Source organism: Roseivirga sp. E12 (assembly GCF_017592825.1).
Classification (GTDB): domain Bacteria; phylum Bacteroidota; class Bacteroidia; order Cytophagales; family Cyclobacteriaceae; genus Roseivirga.
In genome coordinates this window covers 1289869-1302789 of record NZ_JAGFMD010000001.1, presented here as the reverse complement: position 1 = coordinate 1302789, position 12921 = coordinate 1289869, and the positions used below count along the sequence as shown (strand labels likewise).

At 42.2% G+C, this 12921-nt stretch carries 12 protein-coding genes; all 12 read right to left on the bottom strand.

What is annotated here, in order from left to right; all coding sequences use genetic code 11:
- Nucleotides 1-2: 2 nt before the first annotated feature.
- Nucleotides 3-1904 carry a family 20 glycosylhydrolase gene (locus tag J4E76_RS05740; RefSeq protein ID WP_208502010.1) on the bottom strand — a complete coding sequence of 634 codons (1902 nt, stop codon included), beginning with the start codon at nucleotides 1902-1904 and terminating at the stop codon, nucleotides 3-5.
- Between the two features lie 90 nt (nucleotides 1905-1994).
- Nucleotides 1995-2213, bottom strand: coding sequence for a hypothetical protein (locus tag J4E76_RS05735; RefSeq protein WP_208502008.1), 219 nt, complete (start codon nucleotides 2211-2213; stop codon nucleotides 1995-1997).
- Nucleotides 2214-2482: 269 nt separating this feature from the next.
- On the bottom strand, nucleotides 2483-3454 hold the full coding sequence (locus tag J4E76_RS05730) for an NAD(P)-dependent alcohol dehydrogenase (RefSeq protein ID WP_208502005.1): 972 nt from the start codon (nucleotides 3452-3454) through the stop codon (nucleotides 2483-2485).
- A 33-nt stretch (nucleotides 3455-3487) separates the two neighbouring features.
- Entirely contained in the window at nucleotides 3488-3712 is a 225-nt protein-coding gene (locus tag J4E76_RS05725) for a helix-turn-helix transcriptional regulator (protein WP_208502003.1), read from the bottom strand.
- Nucleotides 3712-4155, bottom strand: coding sequence for a hypothetical protein (locus J4E76_RS05720; RefSeq protein WP_208502001.1), 444 nt, complete (start codon nucleotides 4153-4155; stop codon nucleotides 3712-3714). Before J4E76_RS05720 ends, J4E76_RS05725 begins: the two co-directional genes overlap by 1 nt.
- A 148-nt stretch (nucleotides 4156-4303) precedes the next feature.
- Nucleotides 4304-5545 (bottom strand): MFS transporter, encoded by a 1242-nt coding sequence (locus J4E76_RS05715; protein ID WP_208501999.1) that lies wholly within the window; start codon nucleotides 5543-5545, stop codon nucleotides 4304-4306.
- A 113-nt stretch (nucleotides 5546-5658) separates the two neighbouring features.
- Nucleotides 5659-7236, bottom strand: coding sequence for a PQQ-dependent sugar dehydrogenase (locus tag J4E76_RS05710; protein WP_208501997.1), 1578 nt, complete (start codon nucleotides 7234-7236; stop codon nucleotides 5659-5661).
- Between the two features lie 102 nt (nucleotides 7237-7338).
- Nucleotides 7339-8361: an AraC family transcriptional regulator gene (locus J4E76_RS05705; RefSeq protein ID WP_208501995.1), complete on the bottom strand. Its 1023-nt coding sequence runs from the start codon at nucleotides 8359-8361 to the stop codon at nucleotides 7339-7341.
- Nucleotides 8362-8393: 32 nt separating this feature from the next.
- Nucleotides 8394-8765 carry a TIGR04076 family protein gene (locus J4E76_RS05700; RefSeq protein ID WP_208501993.1) on the bottom strand — a complete coding sequence of 124 codons (372 nt, stop codon included), beginning with the start codon at nucleotides 8763-8765 and terminating at the stop codon, nucleotides 8394-8396.
- Nucleotides 8758-10167, bottom strand: coding sequence for a Na+/H+ antiporter NhaC family protein (locus tag J4E76_RS05695; RefSeq protein ID WP_208501991.1), 1410 nt, complete (start codon nucleotides 10165-10167; stop codon nucleotides 8758-8760). Before J4E76_RS05695 ends, J4E76_RS05700 begins: the two co-directional genes overlap by 8 nt.
- A 2-nt stretch (nucleotides 10168-10169) precedes the next feature.
- Nucleotides 10170-11213 (bottom strand): aldo/keto reductase, encoded by a 1044-nt coding sequence (locus J4E76_RS05690; protein ID WP_208501989.1) that lies wholly within the window; start codon nucleotides 11211-11213, stop codon nucleotides 10170-10172.
- 5 nt (nucleotides 11214-11218) lie between these two features.
- Nucleotides 11219-12910, bottom strand: coding sequence for a DUF885 family protein (locus tag J4E76_RS05685; protein ID WP_208501987.1), 1692 nt, complete (start codon nucleotides 12908-12910; stop codon nucleotides 11219-11221).
- Nucleotides 12911-12921: the final 11 nt, after the last annotated feature.

Here is a 12921-nt window from a genome sequence, read left to right as displayed (position 1 = left end):
GCCTAATTATCACTTTTATAGAAATCTAAAATATCCTCAAGTTTAGAAGAGGAATCGGCCAAACCTCCTTGACGGTTTCGCATGAGCCAAAGTTCCTTGTGAGTGTCAATCAGGACTTCTAGGGCCTGACCTAACTCATTCCTTTTTTCAAGAGGAATACTCTTGGTTTGATAATCTTCAGTCTGAAGTCTAGCGATACCCAGATCAATACCATACATAGCTAAGGCTGCGGCTTGGCGAAGCTCAGCAGAAATGTATTTAGCATCAGCTGATGTTGGTTCTGCTCCTTTCAACAAATCAAGTGCACTGAGAATTGTGGTTCTTGAACTCTCAAGGTTTTCTATGGTCAGGTTTTTGGTTTGATAATTCCCTTGCATGGTCCATAGATAGCGTCTTAGTAATAGGTGAAATGCGTTCGCATTTCCCTTTGGAATCTTGGTGTCTAAATAGGCATTTCCTAGTTGCAGAACAGCCTTTGCAGTTAGGCCAGTTTTATCCATAAAAACGTATTGGTTGAGCTGAAATTCTAAATGCTTGAGGGATGAGTCTTCATAATTCCATGCATAGCTAGCGCCTATCATCATGCTTGGGTAAATAGTGGATACAGGCTGCCAGTGACCGTAGTCACCCCAATTGGTATTCAAATATCCTTTTGCACCATTCTCTTTGCCTGTGAGGGCAGCGTTCTTAAGGTTGCCAAAGGCATTCTTGTTTCTGCCAATGAGAGACCTCCATGATGATGTTCCTGGGCATACATAAAAATCAAGGCCCGCTTCCTTAAACTTTGGCAATTGCTCATCAAATGGATGATCATCTTGATAGCCCCAAACCAGGGCCGTCATATCCTTTGGTAATTGACCGATCAGTTCAGGGTGATTGAGAATGATGTCTCCCCAAAACTGAGTTTTAAAGCCTAATCTGTTGGCTTCAAAATTGAGTTTTTTAAGGTAGTTAAGGTATACCTGCCCCTTGCCGATTTTGTCACATTCAGCTTTTGATTTTCCTTCACAGAGTTCTACCGTCTCATCGCCACCGATATTAAAGAATTGACTCGAAAAGTTGGGTAATGCTTCGGCATAAAGGGACTTCATAAGCTCTAATGACTTAGGGTTGGTGGGATCGAAACTTGTCCTTTTTCGTTTACCCCAGACCGTTTGACAGTCTTCTGGGCACTCTGCTAAATCCAGATACTCGTCATGTTTAAGCCAGTTTTCCATATGCCCAAAAGAGTTCTGATTAGGAACCAGGTCGATGTATCTGGCCCTGCAATAGGCATCCAATGCTTGTATTTCATCAGCGGTCAAAGGACTTGAGTTCTCCCAGACCACTTTATGATCTTTATAGGCATAGGTATGTTCGGTATAAAGTTGCAGCTCATTAATTTTCCAATCGGACAATTGATCAACTAATAGATAAAGGCTTTCCATTGTGGGTACCTTATCTCGACTTACATCAAGCATATAGCCTCTTCGCTCAAAGTCAGGCCAATCGCGTATCGTTAAGCAGGGAAGTGGCTGACTTTCGGTAATTGCATATTCAAGTAATTGAAGTATGGTCTGTTTGGCATAATAGAGTGCCGCAAAACTGTGGCCTTTTACTGAAATCTGATTGCCTTCAATTTTTAAATCATAACCCTGATCAGGTAGATTGATCGAATCTAAAGTAAAGCTGAAGTTGACCTTCGATGGAATGGGTTGAGCAATAGAGATGTCGCCAAGCAGGTCTGTTTTTTTTAATGAAAGCACGAAGTTTTTCAGCTGACCAGCCTGTTGATAAACATCGGATAGACAACCTTCTTGAATACTAATTTCTTGTGGAGGGTTGATCAGGTACTTATCTAAATCATTGGCCAAAGTACTGACCGATAAGACTATACCAATACAAAGTAAAGTGAGCTTACTCATGCGCTTTCAAAGTTCACTCAAAAGTTAGCAAATATGCGTCCTAAAATGAATTTGAACCTATATTAAACGCTACTAGGATTATGATTATATCTAATCTGGTAAGACCTCACATTGCAAGCCGCAAGTGGAAACCATTTCGATAATTTCCTTTTCAGAAGAACGGTCATCAGCTTCTACTCTGAGTACATTATCAATGTCTTCCATATCTATGGACCATTCAAAAATCTTTGGTGAATAGGCAAAGATGGAGTTGACCTTTTTGGCTTTAAACCTGTTTCCAATATTGGTTTTGAAAATAAGCAGCTTCATAGTGTCGTTGTTTTGGTCTTTGATTTTCTACGTATTGTGTTGTGTTTAGAAGGGAGTCTTGGCTGAAACGGTGAATTACCATTTTGAATCCTCTAATTCCTATGTTGAAATGCTAGCCGGGACAATTGAATGGATGAATATGGCTCAACTTGTGGCATAGATGTCTAGCACCTTTTGCAGACAATCTATAGCCATGTTCGAATAGTTTAAAGGCTAGTATAAATAGATAATGCATGATTTTGTTGTTTTGAGATTGACGTGTTGTTCGACTAATTGTGGACAATTATTTTCCCCTTTGTTCTTCCTTTCTCTTGAAGCAAGATTGCTTCTTTTAGTTGTTCCATAGGAAATGATTTATCGATTACTGACCTAATCGCACCTATTGATAGAAGCTCCATAAGGCTTTCAAGGTCTCCCGTGTCCATTTTGGCTTCTATTCCTTTGAAAGTTTTAGAGCCTGTTAGTTTTGCCATTCCGCCTTGGACCATGTAGTTGATCATATGTGAAAATCCGCCCCAACCAATTAGCAGTGAGATGCCTTCTGTCTTGAGCATGGCCTTGGCTGCTTTAAATGAACAGTTACCTACATTATCCAAGATGAGATCGTATTTCTCTTTTGGATTGCGATAGTCCTCCAAATCATAGGCAATCACCTGATCTGCTCCGAGACCACGGACCATTTCCTTGTTATGAGAGGAGCATACGCCAGTGACATGAGCTCCGTAGTGCTTAGCAATCTGTACTGCATAGGTGCCTACACCACCAGAACTTCCGTTAATGAGAACCCGCTGACCTGATTGGAGCTTTCCGTAATCCATAAGTGCTTGAAAGGCTGTTAAGCCTGCAATAGGGACGGCAGCGGCATCGCCAAACGAGACATTTTTTGGCTTTCTAACTAAGAGTTCTTGAGGCACAGCAACGTATTCTCCGTATGCACCCATTCCACACCTCATAATGTCACTGACGACTTCGTCACCTGGCTCCCAATTCAACACAGATGTTCCAACAGTCTCAATAATGCCTGAGACATCGGCTCCGATATGTTTGAATTTGGGTTTGAAAACTCCCATGGCCGTACGAACCAAAAATGGATCAGCTCGCATGATCCGCCAGTCAGCAGGATTGATGGATGCCGCCTTGATTTTGATTAGAACCTCATTGGCCTTTGGTTCGGGTATGGGCATCTCAATGAGCTCTAGGACCTCTGGACCTCCATAGGAGTTTCTGATGTAGGATTTCATGTTGTTTTGAATTGTATTGACTATAAATCTTTGTTACGAAGCGTCCTTGTCATCGTAGGAGAATACTTCATGTAAGGGTACTTCGAATACCTGAGCGATACGAAAGGCCAGTTCAAGGGAAGGGGAGTACTTCCCCTTCTCTATGGCAACAATGGTCTGCCTTGTCACATCGACCTGCTCGGCTAATTGCTGCTGAGTCATTTCTCCCCGCATAAAGCGGAGCGTCCTTATTTTGTTTGAAATTTTGTGCTTTGCCATTAAAATCCCCTTCTATAAAACCTCAATTGTAAACTGTTTTCGAATATTTCGGAGACTACTCCTCCGATTATTATGCAGGCAAAGAGTGCAGTTACTGAGTAATCCAAAGCCTGAGTTGCCATCGCACTTACTAAGCCAATTCCAAAAATGGCTTGACCAATGTTCTTCGATTTTAGCTCGATTATACGGTCTCTTTCGTCCATTTTATCCATTTTCTCCTTTGTTAGAATAGCATTAGAAATACCGAAAAGGATGTGAATGACTATCCTGGCGACTATGGCAATGGGTATATACGTGATCATGGTTGTGCCCCAAAACTTAAGGAGTTCATCGGTATTCAGTCCAATCTCTGGAGAATCGCTGAAAACAAACCAGAAGTAAATTCCTGGGACAATGATGGCACTGATGAGGTTGACTAGACTTCGTTTTTCTTGATATGACATTTTGAAATAATTAGTATAAAAAATTTGACCTGATGTAAAGTATTACGGACCAAATGTATAAAATGTTTGACATAGAGTAAAATAAAATATACTATTGATTTTTAATGCACTGATTATCAGTGAATTGAAGATTTAGAAATTTTAATGATTAACTGATACTTTTTCGAAATAGGATAGAAGCTATGAATCCTATTATGCCAAAAATGGCAAGTAAACCGAAGAGGTATTGGTGTCCTAATGCACCGGGATTGTTGTCGAGAATAACACCCATCAGAGGTCCCATGAAGGCATCTGGACTATAGCCAATAACCGATACAAAGCCAATGGCACTTCCGGCAATTGATAATGGCATTTTTGACTCTTGAAATAAGGCATAATACAAACCTCTGAGTCCATAGATGCCTAAACTGGTACTGGCAATTGTGATGGCAATCATAATTTCCATTCCCGGCTGTAGGAATCCGGTGCTTATGGCAATGCTTCCTGCAACTAGAATCAAAAAACTCAATCCTGTCATTTTTGAATGCCCATATTTATCACCAAGAACTCCTGCCGCCACAGCAGCGATTGGCCTAACCCAAAATGATATAGTGGCTATATGCGCTGAGTTTACATCATTGTAACCGAAGACGACACTGGCGTATAGGCCAAAATCATCTGTGCACTTATAGCCCACGTAGCTACAAAGTAGGATGAGGGATTGTAACCAAATAGACCTTCTTTTTATAACTTCCTTGACACCTTCAATGGATAGTTTTTGAGTTTTGTCTGCTGTTTTAAGCTGGTCATTTGGAAATACATACCAGACAAGCACCGCACTTGCCGCAACAACCCCACAGAAAACGAAAATGATTTTGCTCAGGGCACTAGACAATTCATCGATAGTGGCACTTTCTACAACTGAAGGAAGAAAAGCATCTAAAAGTAATACAGAGGAAGATGCTATGACAGCTGCTACGAACCCTCGACCACCATCAACAAGTCCATAAGAACGACCTTGGGTGTTTTCCCCTCCAAACTTGCGAATAGCCTTGACGTAACCTGCCCAAAAAAGGAGGATAGTACTAAGCCCCCAGAAGCAATAGAGTAGGGTAAGGGTAGCAAGTGAGGGAATGAAGGCCATTACCAAACCAGCTAACGATGTCATAAGAAGAGATACAATTAGAAGCTTCTTTGGCGAGTATTTGTCAGCTATTGGCCCTCCTAAGAAGTAGGATGTCATTGCTACTATACCGTAGAGAGAAAAGGCGGTACCCAATTCCAGATTGTTAATATCAAATACCTTCAGAAAGGTTGGGCGAAAGACTCTGGTAACCACAAAAGGGAGCAGAAAAACAGCTTCCCCTATGAGCATAAGAGTAAAAAGTAAGAGCGCCTTTTTTGCTTTCATCAACCTGAAAGGTGGCCAATATTTATGCAAATAACAATTTGAATGATGTACAAAGAAGCCCGAAATACGGTGCACGTTTTGGGCTTCTCATGTCAATAAGATTCAAGACAATATCATTTATTAGCGTTCACAACGCGCAGTATTTTTCCATTTTCTTCATCGCTGAGTAAGTACAATTCACCTCCTGGTGATACAACAGCTTTTCGCAACCTTAGTCTGTCATTGATAAATAACTCTTCGGTACTCACTATTTCATCGTTTTCAATTACTACACGCCATAAATTCCCTCGACTTAAACCAGGTACAATAATGTTGCCTCTCCACTGAGGGAATTCTGATCCATTATAGAAAGTCAACCCCGTGGGGGCGATGGTATGTTGCCAGTAGTGTTTAGGATCCGTGTATACGGCTCCGGGTATTTCATAAGGTTGATAACCTTTTGTTCTATAGCCTCCAGAGGTTCTGTTTGGCCAACCGTAATTGGCTTTTGGAATCATTACATTTAACTCATCGCCCTGCATAGTGCCGTGCTCGCTGAACCAAATCTTTCCAGTATTTGGATCTAAAGTCAAACCCTGAGCAGCTCTTATGCCTGTGGCATAAAGTCCTGGAATAGCGCCTTTTCCGAATTTAGGGTTGTCGTCAGGTATCGAACCATCCGAGTTGATTCTTATGATTTTTCCACGCTTATCGGTGATGTCCTGTGCTACTGGAATTTTCGGATTCAGATGCTCATAGTAGTTACGTTCGCCAATGCTGATGTAGAGCTTACCATCTGTACCGAAAACCATTCCACCTCCGTAGTGAAATAAACCATGGGAGTAAGGTGCAGCTATGAAGAGTGTTTCCAACTGCTCGATACTATTTCCATTTAGTTTGCCGCGGACCACTTTTGTTGTGCTCGCTTTCTCCTCATTTTCGGCTGCGTAGGAGATGTATATGTATGAGTTGTTAGCAAAATCGGGGTCTAATAGTACTTGAAACCAACCGGCATTGAAACTATACATTTGTCCGTGTGCCCCTCCGGGAAAAACGCCATTACCATGTTTAACAGTGTCTATCAATACCTTTCTGCCCACATCATTCGGAAGACCTTTGATAGGCTGTCTTGTTTTAGTCTTAAGGTTAACACGAAGTAAGTCACCGTCCTTTTCGGCAACTAGTGCCTCTTCTTCTGAAAGAAAAGCCATACTCCAGGGTCTGTTTAATCCCTCCATCACTAGCTCTTTACTTGGCTTAGGAGTAGTCTCTTTTATTGATTTAGGAATAGGCCATGCGGTCGCTGCCTTGGAGATTATCTTCCAAGAGCCTTCAATTTTCTTGAGTAGAACGAGATCAATAAACTGCTTATCGAAGGAAGGAATCAGTGTTTCGATTTTGGCTGAAGCAATGTCTTTCACAACATCAATTGCGAGTATTTTTCCATAGCGTCTGTTTCTCGTTCCAGGAGGTCTTCGGGTATAAAGCGAAGCATATCTCTCGGCAGAGTATATCATGACTGTATCTGCGTCATTGTGTAGAAACATTGGTGTGCCAGGGTAGAAGGCGCTAAGTATCTTATCTGGGTAGTTGTAGCTAGTGCCCTCAATAAAGTCTTCAAGCACTGACCTAACAAGCTCCTGATCACTTTGACCTCGGAGACTAAACGAGGATAGGAATAGGAGCGTTGCAAAAAATGAGATTCGTTTCATGAGTGAGTTTTTAATGTCACTTCAATTACGTGCAAAGGCCTCGTTTTGGGTGTCTATTCTAGTTTGAAGAAGTCTTGGATGATCAATCTGGAGTATTTAGACCTATTTTTTGGCTGAAATGGACTTCTTGTATGCCGAAGGAGTAAGTTCAGTAACTTTCTTAAATGCCTCGAAGAATGCAGACTTTGAATTGAAGCCAGCTTCAAAGCCAATGCCTTCAAGTGATAATTCATTCCGAACCTCTATCAACTGTTTTGCCTCATTCACGCGATGCTCTTTCACATATTGAGAGAATCCATGATGGTACTCCTCGTTCAAAACCCTAGACAAGTTATGACGAGATATTCCCACCTCAGCTGCTAAGTCGTCTAGCTTGAGTTTAGGGTTTATGAAAGGCTTCTGTGTGGTCATAAGTCGCTCGACTTTCTGGAACAATTCAGAGGCATTCTCCAACGGTGCTTGAGTACTCTTCGGTGTCAAAGCCTTTTTTGACACTAACTTTCGACCTGCCAAATAGTAAAAACTTATAGAGAAGATAATTGAACCCCAGATGTAGGTGTAGCCATCAATAAAAAGTGCAATCTGATAAGTGATGGTGATGAATAATACGGACAGGGCAATGCCCAAAACGTATCGTCCTTCTTCATTGAGTTTCAACGGTGACTTAAACAATTGAGCAAAAACCGATCGGGTGTGATAAAGTCCCATCAATACAAAGGCAGCCCAGACCAAGTAAATGCCTTTGACCATATAGGTGTTCCAAAAATCGGGCTCAGTTCTATAAGGCATTAATATACCGACTGCAATGACGGCAATTGCCAATATGATGAGTAGGAGGCTGTCCTTTTTCTTATGTATTTGATTTCCATCCTGCAACGACCGCGCATAGAGGTAGAAAAAAGGGCCAATAAAGACACAAGCTGATAATCCAATCTGGAGGATGAGCTTGTCTACGTCCCGATCGAAATGGACCAGAACCGATTTTCCAATTCGAATGCAAAGTGAGAGGATTAAGCCACCAAAGTAGATGTCGAGTAACCGCTTGGGTTTCTTAGTAAAGAGGTATATGCTCAGTAGTATTCCGTTGATAACACCAAGACTCGCGAATAGAAAAAGGCCAGACATCTAAGCTAAAATAATACTATGCTGATTTATTTCTATGACTTCTCCGATTGTACACCTTCCCAGTTGATTGGGCTTACATCATCATGGTTAAGAACCCTAGGTGCCTCCCGATCTATCCGCATGACCAATTTACACTCTGGATCAGGGCAAATAACTCTTGCATCGGTTTCCATCCAATCAGCGGGGTTGTTTTTTCGCTGCTTGGCGGGAAGCAAGGGAAGTGTAGACTGAAGAGCATATAGGCAGAAGTTTTTGCCTTCAGGCATGGATAGTTTTCCCCCTTTCAATTGGAATGAGTCACCAATTGTCATTTCGCAGGTGCAGTTACCATCAATTTTTTCAACAATGATGTTCAAGTCGTAAAGCTCGAATTGATCATCTCTAAGTTCAGAATTATCACTCATTGGGTTTTGCCTTTTCTTTTCGTCCGTATCCGAATATAACCACTAAGATCACCATCACCAATAGTCCCCATGATACGAAGTTGAACAAACCAATTTCAAGGGGTGTGACAGATGGGACTCCGAACTCTTCTCCCGAGTGCGACATGTTGGTCATCAGAATAACGGGTATGAAATAAGGTAGCAAAAATGGAAAAGTACAAGCCACCAAACTCAATAGGTTCGCCCTGCGAGTATTTGAAAGCCCCATTTTCTCTCCGGTTTTATTAGCAAACTCAGATACCATTAGGATAGCCACTGCACTGTGTGTTGTGAGTAGAACAGCAGCGCTGATCGCCCCTGTAATCCAGTATTCGGACTGTCTTTTAGTTTTGCTTCTAATTGAAGCGTAGTCAACAAGCCTGTTTATTAAACCACTCGCTTTTAAAGTGGCTACCAAGCCCATTAATAAGATTGTAAAGAAACTGATGCCTACGGCACGATTAATTCCATCAATGATGAAACTCTTGGCAGTGAAGTTTTCAAGATCTAAGGAAATGAGTTTGTCTATTGGAAGAAGTCCTAATGCCAGCCCCAGCGCTATACCGAACATAAGACCTGTCAGCAAACCTATAAATAAGTGTTTGCCCTTTAGAAATAGGAAGATGATTAAGGCAGGAACCAAAAGCATGGGCAAACCACTTGGATCACCTTCAACCACCCACGAACCTTTGTCGAATTGATTGGTGGCTACTCCAGCACTTAAACCGTAAGCTAAAAGAGCAAGAAGGGCTACGGGTAAGATGTATTTCACTCTGCTTTTCACAGTCGCACCCATCTCCGCCTTTTGACTTAGAGCGCTAACGATGGTGGTATCAGAAACAGGAGCAATAAAGTCGCCCACAGTAGCTCCACCAATAATGGCACCGGCAAGCGTGGGTAAATGAACTCCGAGTTGACCGCCTGTCGGGTAGAGCAATGGGGCACAGATTAATATGGTCGCAAAGCTGGAACCTGTAGAAAGCGATACAATGCAACAAATAACGAAGGTGGCAATGGCGAAACTACCACCGTACAAATTCAATTCAGCTGAAATCCAGATCAGTGCATCTACAAATCCCGTAATCTGCATTAGAATACCAATGGTTGAGGCGAGTATCCATGCTGTGATCATGATCATCACGATTTTGTTGGACATGCCTTCAATAACTGTCTCGGAATAAGCTTTACGATCTTTAGCCAACCCGAGTCCAACGGCCAGAGCAAGAATTAAGACGGGCCAAAAACCTCTTTCATCTGGTGCACCGGACAAGGCGATGGTAATTACACCCCCTACAAAAACTAAAAATGGAATAATTGCACCAAGTCCACCTCCATAGAAGTTTATGGAGCGCTTGTTTTCATCTGAATTAAGATCAAGTTCCATGGTCAGTCTTCATTGAGGTTATAGCGCATTATACGTCCGTGTTTCCCTTCTTTATCCCTTTCAAGGTCATAAACAGGGCCCTTAGGACCCTCGCTTTTATCAACAATCTCTTTGATTTTGTTCAGGTCTTCAGCATCCAGTTGGAAACTCGTGAGCGACTGAAGTCTAGCCAAATGGTTCCTATTGCGAGCTCCAATGATAACCGCTCCAACCATTGGCTTTTGTAGAATGTATTGAGAGGCCACTTCCGCAATACCTACTTCATGTTTGTTTCCAATACGCTCAAGTGTATCTAGTGCCTCTTGGAAAAGCTCGTAGCCTCCAAACTCATCAATAATCAATCGATACTTGACCAAAGATCTGTTTTCTAGGGGCTCTTGAGGCTCCGGAGTGTCTAAGTACCTATTGCTGAAGAAACCTCCTGCCACAGTGCCGTAACATAAGAAAGGAATATTGTAGGTTTCCGAGAGCTTTTCCAGATTGCTTTCAGGTCTATGGTCAAGAATTGAATACTGAACCTGATTTGTAAGTACTTCTACACCCGCATCCAAAATCTCCTTTAGATGTGCGGCATCGAAGTTTGTGACACCTATATATCGGATTTTACCTTGTTTCTGGAGCTCGGCCAGATGCAAGGCAGTTTCTACATAATGCTCAAATTGATAATCCCACCAGGAGAACTGTACAAGGTCTAAACGCTCAACACCAAGGCGGCTCAATGAACGATCAATGATTTTGGCAGTGTCTTCAAATCGTAGATTGGCTAATGCACTATAGTCAGGAACGTACTTGGTATGAATTTGAACATCAGATAAGTCACCTGACTTGAACTCCTGCTTATACTTCTTTAGGAATTTGCCTATAAGCTCTTCTACTCCGGTATAGATATCAGCACAATCAAAAGTAGTCACCCCAGCCTCTACAAAAGCTCGCATGTCGCTAATGGCCTTTTGCTCATCGATCGTGCCATGTCCACCGGCCAGGTGCCAACCTCCTTTGATCACACGTGAGATAGAGTAGTCTGGACTCAGCTCTATTCTTTCCATCTAGCTTACTTTTTTGTGCTTGCTTCAAAAATACCATAGAATTCGTCTATCGGAATTGGTCCGGACTTCATGATGGTATCCATAAAAAATTTCAGATTGAATTTTGATCCAAGGCGTTCTTGTTCGTGTTGCAGCAGCTCGGAAAACTGTGCTCCACCAAGAAAGTAAGAAGTCAACTGCATTGGAGATCTCATTATTCTGCCCCAAAGACTTTTTGCAAACTGGGGCGCGAGAAGAGATTTCTCTGTCGAAAACTGCATGACTTGTTCCTGAGTCCATCCCTGAGTATGTACCTGCACAGATGTATAAGCGCGATTGGCATTTTCAAGTCGCTTTCTCAAGTGAGCCAGCATGGTGAGGTGGTTCCCTTTCTGCCAACCAGCATCTAGAAGTACCCTTTCTGTAAACGTTGCCCAACCTTCGGTGTAAATACCAAAAGGAAAAAGTAAGCGAACAGGGTGTGATGTTTCTCTGCTGATCTTCATCTGCATATAGTGACCAGGAAGTAATTCGTGAATTACAATCATCCGGTTAAAAGGCTTGTTAAAAGAGGCCCAAAAGTCTATTTGCTCTTGTTTTGGTAGCGTTTCTGGTATGGAGGGTAGAAATAATGTCGTTACAGGGTTCGGGTCGAAGGGAGGAGCGCTTGAAACCCAGCCTATTCTTGCCGCAGCACCTGCACTTTCTGGCGCTGTCTTTATTTCTAGAGTATTATTCTTTGGGAGGGTTGCAATATCATTTGCCTCAATAAACTGAATGGCATCTGCAGCAAGCTTTTGCCAAAACTCTAGGTAGTCTTTGGCGTTGAGCGGAGCATCTTTTTCCATGTCAGCCAATGCGGCTTTGGTCAATGCTTCGAGCGAAGAAGGGTGTGGACGATCAGGGTATGCTTTACTAAGGTATTCACGTGAAACGCTCGCCATGAGCGCACGGACTGTATCAATTTCAGCTAAGGCGATTTCTGACAATCCTTCTGGGGATAAGTTGCTATCTGTGTATAGGGAGAGTTTGCGAGCATATTCTGCCGGCCCAAGAATTGAGCTGGAGCTTACTGCATAGGGCATCAGTTTTTTCTTGGCTCGTGTCATTAAGCCTTTAATGGCCCAGATTGCCTCTTTTATAAGTTGATCGTAATCACAATTAGATTGTAGTCCTTGAGTTAAGGCTTTAAAATCTGTGGACAGGTAGTCCACTAAGTTGCCGAGTCTGGCATTGGCACTTCTCGCTTCACCACTCTTTACCCGCTTTAATTTTGTTCGTCCATAATCGCTGATCTGTCTAATGCTGACTAGTCTTTGACAATACAGACTTGCCCTTTCTTGCTCCGTGAGAAAGTCGGCATTTGATACACCCCGAAGAGCGGATGTGATGAGACTGCTATAAAAAGCGAGCGAGTTTAAATGAGGCTGTTCTTTGGTCCACTTGTGGAGTTCTTCCTTGATTTGGACCTTTAAGAGACGACCATTTATGGATTCACCGGATACCTTATTGAGCATCTTTTGATTAAAAGAAACCCATTCCTTAATGTTTCTTGGTGAGGGATTTTCGTAAGAATGAATGGCATCATGCATTCCATTAGATAAGGCCCGTGAAGGATAAAAATCCTTCCATGCATCTATATACTTTTCGCTTAAACTTTGTGATTGAAGTGATTGCCCGAGGCAACATATGAAAATGATGGTCAGAATGTGTTTCATTTTTCTTTTCA